The 15,449-nt window shown below is 67.9% G+C and carries 17 protein-coding genes; 11 read left to right on the top strand and 6 right to left on the bottom strand.

Going from position 1 to position 15,449, the window contains the following annotated elements:
- Positions 1 to 11 precede the first annotated feature (11 nt).
- The 11 genes from MMSR116_RS16445 (at position 12) to folK (ending at position 9,011) form a co-directional block, all read left to right on the top strand.
- Positions 12 to 1,646 (top strand): sensor histidine kinase, encoded by a 1,635-nt coding sequence (locus MMSR116_RS16445; protein ID WP_010682016.1) that lies wholly within the window; start codon positions 12 to 14, stop codon positions 1,644 to 1,646.
- The gene (locus MMSR116_RS16440) at positions 1,643 to 2,347 is read left to right on the top strand and encodes a response regulator transcription factor (protein ID WP_010682017.1); all 705 of its coding nucleotides are present in this window, start codon (positions 1,643 to 1,645) and stop codon (positions 2,345 to 2,347) included. The genes MMSR116_RS16445 and MMSR116_RS16440 overlap by 4 nt, the downstream gene beginning before the upstream one ends.
- A 222-nt stretch (positions 2,348 to 2,569) precedes the next feature.
- Complete coding sequence (pqqA, locus tag MMSR116_RS16435; protein WP_007564431.1) at positions 2,570 to 2,659, top strand: pyrroloquinoline quinone precursor peptide PqqA; 90 nt, start codon at positions 2,570 to 2,572, stop codon at positions 2,657 to 2,659.
- A gap of 31 nt (positions 2,660 to 2,690) precedes the next feature.
- The gene (pqqB, locus tag MMSR116_RS16430; protein WP_010682019.1) at positions 2,691 to 3,590 is read left to right on the top strand and encodes a pyrroloquinoline quinone biosynthesis protein PqqB; all 900 of its coding nucleotides are present in this window, start codon (positions 2,691 to 2,693) and stop codon (positions 3,588 to 3,590) included.
- Between the two features lie 361 nt (positions 3,591 to 3,951).
- Complete coding sequence (pqqC, locus tag MMSR116_RS16425; protein ID WP_010682020.1) at positions 3,952 to 5,037, top strand: pyrroloquinoline-quinone synthase PqqC; 1,086 nt, start codon at positions 3,952 to 3,954, stop codon at positions 5,035 to 5,037.
- Positions 5,034 to 6,179, top strand: coding sequence for a pyrroloquinoline quinone biosynthesis protein PqqE (pqqE, locus tag MMSR116_RS16420; RefSeq protein ID WP_010682021.1), 1,146 nt, complete (start codon positions 5,034 to 5,036; stop codon positions 6,177 to 6,179). The genes pqqC and pqqE overlap by 4 nt, the downstream gene beginning before the upstream one ends.
- Positions 6,180 to 6,190: 11 nt before the next feature.
- A complete protein-coding gene (locus tag MMSR116_RS16415; RefSeq protein WP_039892166.1) occupies positions 6,191 to 6,898 on the top strand; it encodes a hypothetical protein in 708 nt (235 codons plus the stop codon).
- Positions 6,879 to 7,241, top strand: coding sequence for a hypothetical protein (locus MMSR116_RS16410; RefSeq protein WP_010682023.1), 363 nt, complete (start codon positions 6,879 to 6,881; stop codon positions 7,239 to 7,241). The genes MMSR116_RS16415 and MMSR116_RS16410 overlap by 20 nt, the downstream gene beginning before the upstream one ends.
- Before the next feature lie 86 nt (positions 7,242 to 7,327).
- Positions 7,328 to 8,164, top strand: coding sequence for a dihydropteroate synthase (gene folP, locus MMSR116_RS16405; RefSeq protein WP_010682024.1), 837 nt, complete (start codon positions 7,328 to 7,330; stop codon positions 8,162 to 8,164).
- Positions 8,165 to 8,166: 2 nt separating this feature from the next.
- Positions 8,167 to 8,544 carry a dihydroneopterin aldolase gene (gene folB / locus MMSR116_RS16400; protein ID WP_010682025.1) on the top strand — a complete coding sequence of 126 codons (378 nt, stop codon included), beginning with the start codon at positions 8,167 to 8,169 and terminating at the stop codon, positions 8,542 to 8,544.
- Positions 8,541 to 9,011 carry a 2-amino-4-hydroxy-6-hydroxymethyldihydropteridine diphosphokinase gene (gene folK, locus MMSR116_RS16395; RefSeq protein ID WP_010682026.1) on the top strand — a complete coding sequence of 157 codons (471 nt, stop codon included), beginning with the start codon at positions 8,541 to 8,543 and terminating at the stop codon, positions 9,009 to 9,011. Before folB ends, folK begins: the two co-directional genes overlap by 4 nt.
- A 90-nt stretch (positions 9,012 to 9,101) precedes the next feature.
- On the opposite strand, the gene xoxJ is transcribed toward folK, so the two are convergent.
- The 6 genes from xoxJ to MMSR116_RS16365 all read right to left on the bottom strand — a co-directional run bounded on the left by xoxJ (position 9,102) and on the right by MMSR116_RS16365 (position 15,395).
- Positions 9,102 to 9,947 (bottom strand): rare earth element methanol dehydrogenase accessory protein XoxJ, encoded by an 846-nt coding sequence (xoxJ, locus tag MMSR116_RS16390; RefSeq protein WP_191991817.1) that lies wholly within the window; start codon positions 9,945 to 9,947, stop codon positions 9,102 to 9,104.
- The gene (locus tag MMSR116_RS16385; RefSeq protein ID WP_010682028.1) at positions 9,947 to 10,558 is read right to left on the bottom strand and encodes a c-type cytochrome, methanol metabolism-related; all 612 of its coding nucleotides are present in this window, start codon (positions 10,556 to 10,558) and stop codon (positions 9,947 to 9,949) included. Before MMSR116_RS16385 ends, xoxJ begins: the two co-directional genes overlap by 1 nt.
- 134 nt (positions 10,559 to 10,692) lie before the next feature.
- Positions 10,693 to 12,498, bottom strand: a complete 1,806-nt coding sequence (gene xoxF1, locus MMSR116_RS16380; protein ID WP_010682029.1) for a lanthanide-dependent methanol dehydrogenase XoxF1 — start codon at positions 12,496 to 12,498, stop codon at positions 10,693 to 10,695.
- Positions 12,499 to 13,316: 818 nt separating this feature from the next.
- Positions 13,317 to 13,604, bottom strand: coding sequence for a hypothetical protein (locus tag MMSR116_RS16375; protein ID WP_039892169.1), 288 nt, complete (start codon positions 13,602 to 13,604; stop codon positions 13,317 to 13,319).
- A 107-nt stretch (positions 13,605 to 13,711) separates the two neighbouring features.
- Positions 13,712 to 14,899: a ribonuclease D gene (gene rnd / locus MMSR116_RS16370; RefSeq protein ID WP_039892171.1), complete on the bottom strand. Its 1,188-nt coding sequence runs from the start codon at positions 14,897 to 14,899 to the stop codon at positions 13,712 to 13,714.
- 73 nt (positions 14,900 to 14,972) lie between these two features.
- Positions 14,973 to 15,395, bottom strand: a complete 423-nt coding sequence (locus tag MMSR116_RS16365) for a hypothetical protein (protein WP_432419911.1) — start codon at positions 15,393 to 15,395, stop codon at positions 14,973 to 14,975.
- Positions 15,396 to 15,449 lie beyond the last annotated feature (54 nt).

The raw sequence follows: 15,449 nt of genomic DNA, 5'->3' as shown, positions 1-15,449 counted from the left end.
GTACGGGAACGATGCGCTCGCTGAAGGTCCGCTTCGCGCTGCTGCTCGGCGGCACCGCCATCGTGGTGATGTTGGCTGCCGCGGCCGCCTTGGCCGCGATCGGCGCGGCGGAGCGCACCGTCGACCGCATCCTGGAGGCGCAGCGGCGCCTGGAACTCCTCGCCGAGCTGTCGGGCCGTCTGACGCAATTCGGTCTCGCCGCCGTCGAGACCGTCGGCAATCCCGACGGCCAGCCGGAGGCGATGGCGATCGCCCGCAACAACGCCGACCGTGCCTTGAACACCGTGGACGAGGCGCTCGCCCGGAGCTTCCCGCCGAGCGACGATCCCGCCGACCGGATGCAGTATGCGGCGCGCACCCGTCCCATGGCGCAGCTGCGGGCCGCCCGCGTCGTGCTCGACCGGCAGGTCGCCCTGATCAGCCGCCAGACCGACTCGGAGCGGCGCCAGGACGCCATCAAAGGCGCGCTCAACGGCTTCGGCGCCATGACCGGTCAGCCGCTCTCCTTCCTCATCGAGGCCGAGCGGCGCAGCATGTCGCTGGGGTCGGACCAAGCCCGCGCCTTGTCCGAACGCCTCCGCGTGGCCGCCGCCGCCGCCGTGGCGGCGGCCCTGGTGCTGCTGGCGATTCTCTACCGCGGCGTCACGCGGCCAACCCTGGCGCGGATCGAGGAAGTCCGCAGGGCGGCGAGCGCCATCGGCCACGGCGCCCTCGACACGCGCCTCTCCGTCGCGACCCGCGACGAGCTCGGCCTGCTCATGACGAACGTCAACCGCATGGCCGCCCGACTCGCCCGGCGCGAGTCGCGGGTGGCGGCCGACCGGGCGGCACTGGAGGATACCGTGGCGGCGCGCACCGCCGACCTGCGCGCCGCCAATGCACGCCTGGAGGCGGTCGACCAGTCGCGGCGGCGCTTCTTCGCGGATGTCAGTCACGAGCTGCGCACGCCGCTCACGGTGATTCTCGGCGAATGCGACCTCGCCCTGCGGAGCGCGTCCCGCGGCACCGATCCGGGGCCGGTCTTCGCGACGATCAAGAAGCGCGCACAGCGCCTCAAGCTGCGCGTCGAGGACCTCCTGCGGGTGGCGCGCTCGGAATCCGGAGAGATCGAGTTCGACAAGCGGCCCCTCGGCCTCGCTTTGGTCCTGTCGGAGGCGGTAGACAACATGGCCTCCGAGGCGGCGCGGCGCCGGGTCGGCCTGACCCTCGATCCCGGAACGCGGGATGTCGAGTGCCTGGCCGATCGGGAATGGATCCGCCAGACCGTCGAGAGTCTCGTGGACAACGCCCTGCGCCACGCCGCCGGCCTGACGCGGGTGGAGGTTGCCCTGGCCGCCGGTCCCGGTCCTGTCGGGCGGATCACCATCACGGATGACGGGCCGGGTTTCGGCACCTCGGAAGACGAGCTGTTCGAGCGCTTCCGGCGCGGCCAGGGGGCAGGCCCGGACGAGACCGGGTTCGGCATCGGCCTCGCTTTGGCGCGCTGGATCGTCGAGCAGCACGGCGGCACGATCCGGCTGGGAGCCGGGTCCGACGGGCGCGGCGCCCGCGTCAGCCTGGACATTCCGGCGCTCGATCCGGCATGGGATATGGGCACGGCCGGAAACGCGGCCGGCGACGCACAGGTGAGGGAACCGGCTGCATGACGCGGATCCTGATCGTCGAGGACGACATCGACATCCGCGGCCTCCTCGCCCGAGGCCTGGAGGCGGAAGGATTCGAGGTTGGCACGGCGGCCTGCGTCGATGAGGCGCTCAAGGCCGCGCACGATCCCGCGCCCGGTGCCGTGCTCCTCGACATCAACCTGCCGGACGGGTCGGGCCACGACGTCTGCCGGTCCCTGCGCGAGGGCGGTTTCCCAGGCGCGATCCTGTTCCTGTCCGCGCGCGACGAGATCCGCGACCGCGCCGAGGGGCTGGCGCTCGGGGCCGACGACTACATCATCAAGCCGTTCGAGTTCGACGAGCTGGTCGCCCGCCTGCGGACCCACCTGATGCGCCGCGAGCAGGCCGAGGCGCCCCGCTCGCGCCTCACGGCGGGCAAGCTGATGCTCGACCTCGAAACCCGCCAGGCGAGCTGCGGCGAGGCCAGCGCCCGACTGACCCCTCGCGAGGCCGACCTGCTCGCCATGCTGATGGAGAGCATCGGGAAGCCGGTCTCCCGTGCGGAGATCTTCGACCGCCTCTGGGCCAGCCAGGGCGGCCTCTCGCTCAACGTCGTCGACGTCTACATCGGTTACCTGCGCTCGAAGATGGCCGATTTCGTCCGCTTCGGCGGGCCGACGCTGACCACCGTCCGCGGCAAGGGATTCATGCTGGAATTGCGCGGTCCCGACTTCCGGCAGTGAGGGCCTGTACTTAAGTCCTAGATGCCGATGTTTCACGATGGTGGCCGGTTATTTAGCCGGTGTCTCACGAAAAATTTGGGATGATCCGGCAATTTCGTGCTTGAAGCGCGCGACTGAATCGTCGATACCTGTGTCGCGCCGGAAATGAGAGCGCCATCAGTGTCTTAGGGTCTTCTTAGGATCCGCCTGGCACTTGGTGAAGATATCCCAAGGAGAAACACCATGAAGTGGGCTGCCCCCGTCGTGTCCGAGATCTGCGTCGGCATGGAAGTGACGAGCTACGAGTCGGCCGAGATCGACACCTTCAACTGAGTTTTCGGGCCGGGGATCTCGGGAGCCGCACATGCGCGTCGTGATCCTCGGTTCCGCGGCTGGCGGCGGCCTTCCCCAATGGAATTGCCGCTGCCCCATCTGCGCGCTGGCACGGTCCGAGCCGGACCGGGTGCGGCATCGGACCCAGTCGAGCATCGCGGTCTCCGCGGACGGGTCGGACTGGCTTCTGATCAACGCCTCGCCGGATATTCGGCAACAACTCTTCGACAATCGCGAGATGCACCCGCGCGAGGGCCTGCGCCACTCGCCGATCCGTGCCGTTCTCCTGACGAACGGCGACGTCGATCATGTCGCAGGACTTCTGACGCTGCGTGAGGGGCAGGCCTACACGCTGTACGGCACGCCCGGCATCCTCGATTCGGTCAACGGCAACCGCGTGTTCGACGTGATGGCAGAGGGTGTGGTCGCCCGCCGGCCGATCGGCATGGACCAGACTTTCGAACCGCTCCCCGGCCTCTCGGTCACGCTCTTCCCGGTGCCCGGCAAGGTGCCGCTCTGGCTGGAGGACGAGCGGATGGAGATCGGTGCCGAGACCGAGACCACGGTCGGCGCCCTGATCGAGGCCGGCGGCCGTCGACTCGCCTATATTCCCGGTTGCGCGCGGGTCACGGACGGGTTGCGGGCGCGGATCGCGGGCGTGGACGTGCTGCTGTTTGACGGCACTGTCCTGCACGATGACGACATGATCCGGGCCGGCGTCGGGACAAAGACCGGCTGGCGTATGGGACATGTGCCGATGCGCGGCGACAACGGCTCGATCGACGCGCTGGCGGCCGTCGAGATCGGGCGGCGCGTGTTCGTGCACATCAACAATACCAACCCGGTGCTGGTCGAAGACTCGGCGGAGCGGGCGGATGTCGAGGCGGCCGGATGGACGGTGGCGCACGATGGCCTGAGCCTGTCGCTCTAGGACGCAGTCGAACGGGGGTATCCAGCCCGCGCCCTCATCCTGAGGTGCAGCGAAGCTGCCTTGAAGGAGGGCTCCTTCGAGGCTTGCGCTGCGCTCCGGCACCTCAGGATGAGGGGGTTAGGTTGGAGTTCGGTTGCGACGAATGTGGCGACCCGCGCTCGTCGTCTGGAATGGGGCCAGGACGACGATGGCCCTGTGCCGCAGGCATCGGCGCCGCGAACCGGGAGCCCGGACGCGACCAAAGGTTGGGTTGGTCAGCCGCCGACCCTATATCGATATTCAAGTTCAGGAATTCGCCCCGGCGCCGAGGGCGAGACCGCGCCACAGGAAACGCGACCCAAGAACGGACGCCGGATACGCCATGAACGCAGTCTTCCCGACACCCGACACCGCCGACAGCCAGCGTCTCCTCAGCCCCGACGAGCTGGAAGCGGCCCTGCGGGACATCGGCGCGCGGCGCTACCACAACCTGCACCCGTTCCACCGGCTCCTGCACGACGGCAAGCTGTCGAAGGATCAGGTCCGCGCCTGGGCGCTGAACCGCTACTACTACCAGGCGATGATCCCGGTGAAGGACGCCGCGGTGCTCGCCCGGATGACGGACGCCTCGCTGCGGCGCGTCTGGCGGCAGCGCATCGTCGATCATGACGGCGACCACGAGGGCGACGGCGGAATCGAGCGCTGGCTGAAGCTCGCTGAGGGCGTCGGCTTCGATCGCGAGTATGTGCTGTCGACCCGCGGCATCCTGTCGGCCACGAAGTTCTCGGTCGAGGCCTACGTCCACTTCGTCTCCGAGAAGACGCTGCTGGAGGCAATCGCCTCCTCGCTGACCGAGATGTTCTCGCCGACGATCATCTCCGAGCGCGTCGCCGGGATGCTCAAGAACTACGACTTCATCACCAAGGAGACGCTGGCCTATTTCGACAAGCGTCTGACCCAGGCGCCGCGCGATGCCGACTTCGCCCTGGACTACGTCAAGCAGCACGCCACGACGCCGGAGCTGCAGCGCCGGGCGATGGCGGCGCTGACGTTCAAGTGCAACGTCCTCTGGACACAGCTCGACGCCCTGTACTTCGCCTACGTGGCGCCCGGCATGATCCCGCCGGACGCGTGGCAGCCGGGCGAAGGCCTCGTCGCTGAGCGCGCGCCGGTTCAGGGCGGCACCGCCGCCGGCAAGATGACGGCCGGGGACCGGCCGCGCCTGCCCCGCGGCGTCCGGCTGCGCAACGACGAGACCCGCGGCAAGTACGTCCTGCTCGCGCCTGAGCGCACCTTCGACCTCGACGACAACGCCGTGGCGGTGCTTAAGCTCGTGGACGGCAACCGCAGCGTCGCGGAGATCGCGGACGAACTGGGCAAGACCTACGCGGCCGATCCCCGGGCCATCGAGACCGACATCCTGGCGATGCTCGACGGGCTCGCCGAGAAGCGAGTTCTAGAGCGATGAATGCCCTGACACCGAACCGGCCCGAAGCGCCGGCGCCGGTGGGCCTGCTCGCCGAGCTGACCCATCGCTGCCCTCTGCGCTGCCCCTATTGCTCCAATCCGCTGGAGCTCGACCGCCGGTCGGGCGAGCTCGACACGGCGACGTGGCAACGCGTTCTCAAGGAGGCGTCCGGCCTCGGTGTCCTGCACGTCCACCTGTCCGGCGGCGAGCCCACGGCACGCAATGACATCGTCGAGATCACCAAGACCTGCGCCGACCTCGGCCTGTACTCCAACCTGATCACGTCGGGGGTCGGCGGGGCGCTGGGCAAGCTCCAGGCCCTCTACGACGTTGGCCTCGACCATGTGCAGCTCTCGGTGCAGGGGGTCGACGCGCAGAACGCCGAGAAGATCGGCGGCCTGAAGAACGCGCAGCCGCAGAAATTCGAGTTTGCCGCCAAGGTCGTGGAGCTGGGACTACCGCTGACGCTGAACTCGGTGATCCACCGCGGCAACATCCACGAGGTTGCGGGCTTCATCGACCTTGCGGTGAAGATGGGCGCCAAGCGCCTCGAAGTCGCGCACACGCAGTACTACGGCTGGGCCTACGTCAACCGCGCCGCGCTGATGCCCGACAAGGCGCAGGTGGACGAGTCGATCCGGATCGTCGAGGCGGCCCGCGAGCGCCTGAAAGGCCAGCTGGTGATCGACCTCGTCGTGCCCGACTACTACGCGAAGTATCCGAAGGCCTGCGCGGGCGGCTGGGGCCGCAAGCTGATGAACGTGACCCCTCAGGGCAAGGTGCTGCCCTGTCATGCCGCCGAGACGATCCCGGGGCTTGAGTTCTGGAACGTCAACGATCATTCCCTCGGCGAGATCTGGCGCGACTCCCCGGCCTTCACCGCCTATCGCGGCACCGACTGGATGCAGGAGCCCTGCCGCTCCTGCGACCGCCGGGAGAAGGATTGGGGGGGCTGCCGCTGCCAGGCGCTGGCGCTCGCGGGCGATGCCGCGGCGACCGATCCGGCGTGCTCGCTCTCCCCGCTCCACGCCAAGGTGCGGGCGCTCGCCGTCGAGGAGGCGGCCGAGAATCCGCCCGATTACGTCTATCGGACGATCGGCAGCAACGTCCGGTCGCCGCTGAAGGAGGAAGTGCACTCGTGAGAGTTCAAGTCGTGAGAGGTCTCGCCACGACCGCCATCGCGCTGGCGCTGACCGCGCTGCCGGCCTTCGCCGAGGACGCGCCGAAACCCGCCGTCACCCAGGCCAACGCCGCGGCGCCGCCCAGCGCGGCCGATCTGCTGTTCGATCAGCCGCACATGAAGAACACGGCCCCCGGCTCGACCATCACCTACGACTACCTGCGCCGTTCCGGGATCTCCAAGGGGCCGTTCGGCGCGCCGCTCGAGGACACGGTGACGCTCAAGATGGAGCCCGGGAAGAGTCCCGAGGCGCGGGACATCTCCGTCACGATGTTCTCAGGGTTGAATCGCGTGCCGGCCGGCCCCTTCGAGGACATGGCGGGCAATCCGGTCGTCTCCCTGTTCCTGGAGAACCACCTTCGGGTGCTGTCGAAGGTCCTGGAAGCCAACCCGCGCTACCTGAAGCTCGCGATCCGCAAGGGCCTGCGCGAGAAGGCGACCGTGACGCCCACCAAGGTGACCATCGGTGGCCGCGAGGTCGACGGCTGGCGCGTCGTCACGAAGCCGTTCGCGGGCGACGCGATGACGCAACGCATGCGCGGCATGGACGACATGACCTACACCTTCGTCACCGCCCCTTCGGTCCCCGGCGAGATCGTCTCGATCGAGGCGTCGTCGAAGAGCCAGGACGGCGGCGAACTGCTCGAGGAGAAGCTGAACTATGACCAGAAGGCTGGCTAGCCGCACCGCCCTCGCCGCCCTCGCCCTGACGGTTTCGGGGCTGGCCGGCTGGGCGGCCGAGGAGAACGACTACCCGACCGATGCGCGGGTCGATTACGTGTTCGGCTGCATGGCGGCCAACGGCCAGACGCGCGAGAGCCTGCAGAAGTGCTCCTGCTCGCTCGACCAGCTTGCCGCGATCCTGCCCTACGACAAGTACGTGCAGGCGAGCACGGTGCTGTCGATGCGTCAGGGAATCGGCAACCGCGCCAACGAGTTCAAGTCGACCAAGATCTTCGACGACAAGGTCGCCGATCTGCGGCGCGCCCAGGCCGAGGCCGAGATCCGCTGCTATCGCGGCTGAGTGTGGATTGCGCGGCCGGCGTTGCGCCGGCCGCGCGATTCGCGCAGACCGGCTCCCGAACCGCGCTCGTGAACGGGACCCGCTCCGTGACCCCCTCCCCCGGCCTGTCCGACCTCCTGCCCGATCTCGGTGGGCGCACGCTGGTCATGGGCATCCTCAACGTCACGCCCGATTCCTTCTCGGACGGAGGCCTGTTCGCCGGAGAGGCCGAGGCCGTCTCCCAGGCCGAGCGGCTGGTGTCCGAAGGCGCGGCGATCCTCGACATCGGCGGCGAGTCCACGAGGCCCGGCCATACGCCGGTCCCGGCCGAGGAGGAGCAGGCACGGGTCCTGCCGGTGATCCGGGCCGTGGCACCCCGGCTGGCGGTGCCGATCTCCATCGACACCTACAAGGCGTCCACGGCGCGGGTGGCGCTGGAAGCCGGCGCTCGGATCGTGAACGACGTCTGGGGGCTTCAGCGCGAGCCCGACATCGCCACCGTGGCGGCGGCGCATGGTGCGCCGGTCATCATCATGCACAACCGCGAGACGATCGAGCCCGACCTCGACATCGTCGCCGACATGCTCGCCTTCTTCGAGCGGTCGCTTGCCATCGCCCATCGGGCCGGCATCCAGGATTCCGATATCGTGCTCGATCCGGGGGTCGGCTTCGGCAAGACCTGGACACAGCACTTGGAAGCCTTGAGGCGGCTGCCTGAGATTCGAGCCCTCGGTTTTCCGGTTCTGGTCGGTGTCTCCCGCAAGTCGCTGCTGGGACGCTTGCACGATCGCGAGACCCGCCCGGCCGACCGCCTCCACGGCTCGCTGGCGGCGCATGCGGTCGCCGCGACGCTGGGCGCCGACATCGTGCGGGTGCACGACGTGGCGGCCCACGTCGATGCCATGCGCGTGGTCGATGCCGTCATGCGGCCGGAGGGCCGCTGAGCATGGCCGGCGACGTGATCCGCGTGACCCGCATCGCGGTGTTCGGCCGCCACGGCCTGCTGCCCGAGGAGGCGGTGCTCGGCCAGCGCTTCTACATCACGCTGGAAGCCGCTCTCGATCTCGGTCCGGCGGGACGCTCCGACGACGTCGGCGGTACGGTGAGCTACGCAGACCTCACGCAGGTTGCGGTCGAGATCGCCACGGAGCGCCGCTTCAACCTGATCGAGGCGCTGGCGGAAGCGATCGCGACCTCGATCCTGACGGGCTTCCCGCCGGTTGAGGCGATCACCGTGCGGATCGACAAGCCGAGCGCCCCCGTTCCCGCCATCCTGGAGAGTGTCAGCGTGGAGATCACGCGCCGCCGCGAAAGCCATCCATGAGGGCCTATCTCGGAATCGGCAGCAATGTCGGCGACATGGCCGCGATGCTCGACCGGGCGGTCGCCGGTCTCAACGCGACACCGGGCATCAGGGTGGTGGCGCGTTCGGCCGATTATCGCACGCCGCCCTGGGGCAGGACCGATCAGCCCTGGTTCCTCAATGGCGCCGTCGCGGTCGAGACCGATCTGGACCCGCACGGCCTGCTCGATGCGTGCCTGCGCGTGGAGCAGGAACTCGGCCGCGTGCGCGAGGAGCGCTGGGGGCCGCGGGTGATCGATATCGACGTCCTGTCCTACGAGGGCGCCGCCGTGGACGACGCGCGTCTCGTGCTGCCGCACCGCTACGTGCGCGAGCGGGCCTTCGTGCTGGTGCCCCTGGTCGAGATCGCGCCGGATCTCGTCATCGGGGGCGAGCGTGCGGCGGAGGCCCTGGCAAAGCTCGATCGCACGGGGATTGAGCGGGTCTGAAATCGGGGGCCGCACGCGTACCGCCGAGGCCCGTCACGGTCCTCCCACACATCACCTCAGGATGAGGTGGCGGGTCGGACAACCGGCCGCTCACCGTTCGCCGGGTTCGGCCAGCCTGTTCTCCTCCTCGTCGAGGAGCGGCACGTCGTAGTCGCGAAGAACCTTATCGATGTCGGCCTTGCGCTTGCGCAGCACGGTATTCAGCGAGCGCTTCCAGTCGTTCTCGCCGATCCTGACGCCCATGGCGATCCGGTAGGCCATCGGCGGCCGCTCCGGCTCCTTGAGCAGCGGCACGACGCGCATGGCCGTTCCCGACTGCTTGGCGAGCCACCCGGCTGCCGGGCCCCAGAGCACGGCGGCGTCGATCTCCTTGGAGGCCAGAGCCGCGACGATCTCGGCCGCCACCGTCTGGTGCTTGCGGGCCGGATCGAGCTGGTATGGCGCGTAGGCCTTCATGCTGGAGACGAGGCCGAGCTCGCCCATCCGGTTGACCGGCGGCGTGCCGGCGATCACCCCGATGCTCTTGCCCTTCAGGCGCGGGTCGTCGAGGGCGGAGACGCCGTCGAACTCGCCCGCGCGGGTGACCAGCGTGTAGGCGGAGCGATAATACGGGTTGGTCGTCTGGACGAGGTCGCTGCCGAAGGCCTGACCCATGATGAGGTCGCAGAGGCCGGTCCCGAGCGTGTTGCGCACGAAGCCGGGCCCCTGGGTCAGCCAGTAATAGCGGACCTTGATCTTCAGCTCATCGGCGATGATCGCCGCGATCTTGTTCTCGAAGCCGTCCTCCTTGCGTTCGGAGAACGGCATGTTGCCCGGGTCCCCGCAGACGCGCAGCACGTCGGTGGTGACCGTATCCGGCAGATGCTGGGCGTGAGCGCCCTGCGCCACCGTCAACGACAGGGCGCAGAGTGCAAGGATCCGGGCAGGGGACGACATCAACCGCCCATGCACTCCTTCTCGGACTTCCGGGCGCCTTCGGGCTTGTCCTCGTGCTCCGAGGGACGGATACGCCCGATCGCTCCGGCGGCACGCGCCTTCAAGTAGACGTAGAGATCGTCCGAATAGCACATGACGTTCTTGTTGTCGCCGAAGGCCGGCATGACCTTCTGCTCGGAGGCGTTCACGTCCTGCTTGCCGCCGACCAGGATGCCGATGAACTCCTCGTAGGAGAGGTGCTTCAGCGAGTCCTTCAGCGCCGGCGCGTAGGTCGAGCCCATGCCGTCCGGTCCGTGGCAGACGTGGCACTCGGCGTGGTAGCGGCGGTATCCGGAATACGTATACCAATCGAGCTTCTTGCCGTCCTGCGTCACGCGGAAGGTCGGATGGCCTTCGGCATCCAGGTACTTGCCGTCCTCGACCTTAACGGCGGCATCCTTCTTGAGGAGCTTCTCGTCCTGCTCGGCCGTCTTGTCGTTGGCGTTGAGCGAGTTGGCGAGGGCGGGGTCGGCAGGCTTGGCATCCTCAGCATGTACGGCCACCGCGGACACGGTGGCTAGGGCGAGGGCGGCGATAACCGGCCGCGTTACGATCGTGCTGAGGTTGAACAAAGCATGTGTCTCCCTAGGCGCGAGGCCTTTCGTCTCCCTTCGAGCCGCAGCCTCTTGCGCATGAGTCTAATCACAAGGATGCCGGCGCGGGAACCCGCGCCGGCACCGATTTTACACTTGCACCCTGCGGCCGATTAGTTCGGCAGAGCGAAGACCGTCAGCTGACCACCGAGGTTGGTGTACTGGGTCAGGGCCGCGTAGCCGCCCACCGCGCCGAGGCCGGCATTCGGGTCGGTCAGGCCGGCCGCGAGGCCGATGCCGGCCCAGCCGCCCACGCCCGAGAGGACGCCGACGTACTGCTTGCCCTTGTGCTGGTAGGTCATCACGTTGCCGATGATGCCCGACGGGGTCTTGAACTTGTAGAGCTCCTTGCCGGTCTTGTCGTCGACCGCCTTCAGGTAGCCCTCAAGCGTGCCGTAGAACACCACGTCGCCGGCGGTGGCCAGAGCACCGGACCACACCGAGAACTGCTCGGGGTTGGACCACTTGATCTTGCCGTTGACGCCATCCCACGCGATGAAGTTGCCCATGCCGCCGTGCGAGTTCGGGGCCGGGTACATCGAGAGGGTCGCACCGACGTAGGGCTGGCCCGGGGTGTAGGTCACCCGGAACGGCTCGTAGTCCATGCAGACGTGGTTGGTGGGCACGTAGAACAGGTTGGTCTTCGGCGAGAAGGCCGCAGGCTGCTGATCCTTCGACCCGAGGGCCGCCGGGCAGATGCCCTTGGAGTTGGTGTCCTCACCGTTCTGCTCGGTCGAGTACTTCGACACGACCAGCGGACGGCCGTAGTTCTTCGAGCCCTTGTCCATGTCGACCTTGGTCGCCCAGTTGACGGCCGGGTCGTACTTCTCGGCCACCAGCAGGTTGCCGTCCGCGCGGTTCAGCGTGTAGCCGAAGCCGTTACGGTCGAAGTGGGTCAGGAGCGGCTGCTCCTTGCCGTCAACCTTCTGATCCGTGAGGATCATCTCGTTGATGCCGTCGTAGTCCCACTCGTCGTGGGGGGTCATCTGGTAGACCCACTTGGCGACGCCGGTATCCGGGTTACGCGCCCAGATGGTCATCGACCACTTGTTGTCGCCCGGACGCTGCTTGGGGTTCCAGGTCGAGGGGTTGCCCGAGCCGTAATACATCAGGTCGAGCTTGGGATCGTACGAGAACCAGCCCCAGGTGCAGCCGCCGCCGGTCTTCCACTGATCGCCTTCCCAGGTCTTCAGCGAGGAGTCCTTGCCGACAGGCTTGCCGAGCGAGGTGGTCTTCTCCGGGTCGACCAGCATCTGGTCGTCCGGACCCTCGGAGTAGCCGCGCCACACCTTCTTGCCGGTCTTCAGGTCGTAGGCGGTGACGTGGCACTGCACGCCGAACTCGCCGCCCGAGATGCCGACGATGACCTTGTCCTTCACGGGCAGAACCGTGGCGGTATTGGTCTCGCCCTTCTTCGGGTCGCCGTTCACGACCGACCAGTTGACCTTGCCGGTCTTGGCGTCGAGCGACACGAGGGTGGTGTCGGCCTGGTGCAGGAGGATGGCGCCGTCGGCGTAGGCCAGACCACGGTTGACCGTGTCACAGCACATGACCGGGATCACGGACGGATCCTGCTTGGGCTCGTACTTCCAGACGATCTTCGCCTCGTGGTCGAGGTCGAGGGCGTACACGATGTTCGGGAACGGCGTGTGCACGTACATCATGTTGCCGATGACGAGCGGCGAGCCCTCGTGGCCGCGCAGAACGCCGGTCGAGAACGTCCAGGCAACCTGGAGATCCTTGACGTTCTTGGCGTTGATCTGATCGAGCTTGGAATAACGCGTATTGGCGTAGTCTACCGTCTGAAGGACCTGCTCCGCCGGATTGGCGATGCCCTTCATGACGCTTTCGTTGGCCAGCGCCGGCGCGGCGACGGCCGCAACACCCGCGCCGAGCGCAAGGAGATGCACTGCTCTCATGGGTTCCTCCGACAAGTCTTTAAGGGTCGTTGCGGCGCGCGTAGAGAAGGGCGTCGCTCGGACTCCGACCTGACTGTTTGCGACAGGGATGGACGCCTCGGTAGCGGGCATAGTGGACTTCGAGGAGATCTACCGATCCCCTAGCCAGGAACCGCCATCCCTGGGGCGGCTCCCTCGAAACCGAGGCTTGAACGAACTCTAAGAGATTTTTGAGCGCCGTCAACTCGCTCTTCCGCGCGATAACCCCCGCGGTGAAAGCTTCGTTTAGGGTGACACAAGCCTAGTCCCTGTCATTGTGCCGCAGAAGAAAATGTTGCGACGCACAATTAGTTCGGCTTCGTTCGGGATTGTCCTCACGCCGATGTGACGCCTTCCTATGCAGGTCTTGCAGGGGGCGAAGCTTTGCTACGGCGCCATATGCGCGCGTGGCGGGAGCCGGACCGTATCGCTTCGGCGTCGGCGCGGAGGAATCTTTGCGGTGCGAAGGCGTCCAGGGGCCTCCCCGGCGACGGAACCGCCGACGCGGTGGCCGTGCGCCCAGTCGCCGCACTCGTCGTTGATCGGGATCCAAGAATGCTTCGGCGGGTTCGCGCGAGAAGATTGCCGAATCATCCCGGGTCACTGGACGCTGGAAGACGCGCGACGGCCGGGCCGGAGGACCCCTCCCCCGGGACTGATCGATCCCCTCATCGTAGATGTGCAGCAGACCGGTTTTCGCAGGGCCGCGCGATGTGGGCCCCGCGTCGCCCTGCGGCCGCACATCGCAGCGCGAGGCTCTGAGTCGCCATGCGCGGCGAAATCAGGCTCTCGACGTCCGCCTAGAGCGGGCCGACCGGCCCCGTTCCCTCGAACTCGGCCACGTCGCCCACGAGATCGGTCAGGGATATCGTCAGGCGGCGGCCGTTCGCGAGCCGGAGTTGGGCGTCAGGCTCAAGCCAGATGGGCCGCAGATTGGCGTGACTGCCGTAGAGATTGCCGAAGGCGACGACGCCGCCTTCCCGTCGCTCGATGACCACGCGGTAACGAACCCGCACGGAGCCGCAACCCTCCGCCGAAACCAGCCCACGGCCGGTCAACGTCTTTAAGACTTCGTTCGGCTCGAACATACGCACGACGCGGAGGGGATTAATCGGCAACCCTGTTGCCATTTAATCCCGACCCGCCGACGTGTCACGCGCACAGCTCAGGTTGGGCGGGGACCGACGACCCGTTGTCAGCCATTCCCGAGGGGCTCTGCGTCAGCCGGCATTGCGTCGAGCTCCCGCACGACGATGCGGCCGGCCACGACCGAGAGCGCCAGCCGACCCTGCTTGAGGGCCAGGGCCTTCTCGCCGAACAGCACCCGACGCCAGCCTTGGAGAGCCGGCACCTCGGCGGCATCGTCGTCCGCGAGGGATTCGAGGTCGTCTACGGTGGCGATGATCTTCGGAGCCACGCCCTCGGCCTCGCAGACGGCCTTCAGCAGCACCTTGAGGAGCTCCACGATCGCGCCGTTGCCGCCGCTCCGGCGGATCCGCTCCGGCATGCGGATCTCGCTGGTGTCGCGCGACAGACCGCGCTCGACGGCCGACAGGATCTCGGCGCCCGTGCGTGAGCGCTCGAACCCGGCCGGGATGGTGCGTAGCCGCGCCAGCGCCTCGGCGTTGCGCGGTGCGGCCGAGGCCACGTCGATCACCGCCTCGTCCTTGAGGACGCGCCCGCGGGGAACGTTGCGCGCCTGCGCCTCGCCCTCGCGCCAGGCCGCCACCTCCATCAGCACGGCGATCTCGCGCGGCTTGCGCATCCGGCCCGACAGCCTGCGCCAGGCCTGCGCGGGCTCGGCCCGATAGGTGTCCGGCGAGGTCAGCACCGCCATCTCCTCGTCGAGCCAAGCGCCGCGATCCGTGCGCAGCAACTCGGCCACGAGAACCTCGTAGACCTTCACGAGGTGGGTCACGTCTGACAGGGCGTAGGTAAGCTGGGCCTCCGAAAGCGGCCGCCGCGACCAGTCGGTGAAGCGCGAGGACTTGTCGATCTTGGCCTTGGCGACATCGTTGACGAGCTGCTCGTACGAGACCGAGTCGCCGTAGCCGCACACCATCGCGGCGACCTGGGTGTCGAAGAACGGGTGCGGCAGCACGCCGCCCATCAACCAGATGATCTCGAGATCCTGGCGCGCGGAGTGGAACACCTTCACGGTGCGCTCGTCGGCCATCAAGTCGATGAAGGGCTGCAGATCGATCCCCGGCGCGAGCGGATCGACCAGCACGGCGGTGCCGTCCGGAGCCGCCATCTGGATCAGGCAGAGCTTCGGATAATACGTCGTCTCGCGCATGAACTCCGTGTCCACGGTCACGAAGGGCTGCGCGGCCAGACGCGCGCAGGTTTCACGCAGCGTGTCAGTTGAGGTGATCAGGTCCATGTCCCGGCTATACGCAACCGCCGCCATCATGGGGAGGGACAGGCGCGAAGGTCCCCATATTTCCCCGCATTCCCTAGGCGGAAAATGCCCTGGCCGCGGCGGCGAGGCTCGCCCTGCGCCGTGCCCGGGCCTGGCCCCGGATCCGCACGGCATCGGCGCGGCGTTGCGCCTCCGCACGCGCCAGCAGCCGGTCAAGGATGCCGGTCTCGATGCGCTCGCCCGTCGCGCCGTCGATGAGCCGCCGGATCCGATCGACCCGGAAGCCGCGATAGCCGCCGCGGCGGGCATCGATGCCGCCGAGCAGCATCCGCCCGGGACCGAGCTTCAACTCGCGCGCATCGAGGGACCGATTGCTCCACGCGCCGGTGGCATCCTCGTAGACGAGGTCGAAATGGCCGTCGAGCGGCAGGGTCCGCCACGAGCTTGGAGCCTCTGCGATCGGCGGATCAGGGGCGGCCGCCGGATGGGAAAAAGCGTTGTGACTCATGGAGATCATATGGGGATCGGGCGGCCGATCCGGTAGTCCGGCCGGCTGGCCGAACGCGCGGCG

Origin of the sequence: Methylobacterium mesophilicum SR1.6/6 (genome assembly GCF_000364445.2) — a bacterium.
GTDB classification, from domain to species: Bacteria; Pseudomonadota; Alphaproteobacteria; order Rhizobiales; family Beijerinckiaceae; genus Methylobacterium; species Methylobacterium mesophilicum_A.
This window is presented reverse-complemented; position numbering and strand designations above follow the sequence as displayed.

What these genes read in the sequence shown, in the direction of transcription:
- folB (WP_010682025.1), top strand. Translation starts at nt 8,167, where the DNA reads ATGGCCGGCGACGTGATCCGCGTGACCCGCATCGCGGTGTTCGGCCGC.
- pqqC (WP_010682020.1), top strand. Translation starts at nt 3,952, where the DNA reads ATGAACGCAGTCTTCCCGACACCCGACACCGCCGACAGCCAGCGTCTC.
- MMSR116_RS16440 (WP_010682017.1), top strand. Translation starts at nt 1,643, where the DNA reads ATGACGCGGATCCTGATCGTCGAGGACGACATCGACATCCGCGGCCTC.
- xoxJ (WP_191991817.1), bottom strand. Translation starts at nt 9,947, where the DNA reads ATGTCGTCCCCTGCCCGGATCCTTGCACTCTGCGCCCTGTCGTTGACG.
- rnd (WP_039892171.1), bottom strand. Translation starts at nt 14,899, where the DNA reads ATGGACCTGATCACCTCAACTGACACGCTGCGTGAAACCTGCGCGCGT.
- MMSR116_RS16365 (WP_432419911.1), bottom strand. Translation starts at nt 15,395, where the DNA reads ATGATCTCCATGAGTCACAACGCTTTTTCCCATCCGGCGGCCGCCCCT.
- folK (WP_010682026.1), top strand. Translation starts at nt 8,541, where the DNA reads ATGAGGGCCTATCTCGGAATCGGCAGCAATGTCGGCGACATGGCCGCG.
- pqqE (WP_010682021.1), top strand. Translation starts at nt 5,034, where the DNA reads ATGAATGCCCTGACACCGAACCGGCCCGAAGCGCCGGCGCCGGTGGGC.
- xoxF1 (WP_010682029.1), bottom strand. Translation starts at nt 12,498, where the DNA reads ATGAGAGCAGTGCATCTCCTTGCGCTCGGCGCGGGTGTTGCGGCCGTC.
- MMSR116_RS16410 (WP_010682023.1), top strand. Translation starts at nt 6,879, where the DNA reads ATGACCAGAAGGCTGGCTAGCCGCACCGCCCTCGCCGCCCTCGCCCTG.
- MMSR116_RS16445 (WP_010682016.1), top strand. Translation starts at nt 12, where the DNA reads ATGCGCTCGCTGAAGGTCCGCTTCGCGCTGCTGCTCGGCGGCACCGCC.
- MMSR116_RS16375 (WP_039892169.1), bottom strand. Translation starts at nt 13,604, where the DNA reads ATGTTCGAGCCGAACGAAGTCTTAAAGACGTTGACCGGCCGTGGGCTG.
- pqqA (WP_007564431.1), top strand. Translation starts at nt 2,570, where the DNA reads ATGAAGTGGGCTGCCCCCGTCGTGTCCGAGATCTGCGTCGGCATGGAA.
- pqqB (WP_010682019.1), top strand. Translation starts at nt 2,691, where the DNA reads ATGCGCGTCGTGATCCTCGGTTCCGCGGCTGGCGGCGGCCTTCCCCAA.